General features: G+C 48.3%; 1 protein-coding gene. It reads left to right on the forward strand.

All coding sequences use genetic code 11. The annotated features are described in order from the left end of the window. Positions 1-196 (forward strand): acyl-CoA dehydrogenase family protein (locus JI667_RS21885; RefSeq protein ID WP_368077930.1); only part of this gene is annotated, 196 nt, incomplete at its 5' end. Positions 197-261: the final 65 nt, after the last annotated feature.

Below are 261 nucleotides of genomic sequence, written 5' to 3' on the forward strand. Positions count from 1 at the left end.
CTTGAACTCTCTGATTTGTGCTAGACCTGGTCGAATTCATCATTGCATGCGGTCCATTGGTGTTGCCCAAGCAGCTTTGGAGCTTATGATCCAGCGTGTGACGGACCCTACGCGAAAGACGTTCGGGAAATACCTACACGAACATGGTATGCTCTGTTCTGATACGACGAATGCGCTTCATATTGATCTCAAGTGACTATCAGGTACTGTTATTGCTGACATTGCTAAGTCGCGTGCCGAGATTGAAGGTGCACGACTGCT

It is taken from the genome of Bacillus sp. NTK074B, from assembly GCF_017303375.1.
In the GTDB taxonomy this organism is placed as follows: domain Bacteria; phylum Bacillota; class Bacilli; order Bacillales; family Bacillaceae_B; genus Rossellomorea.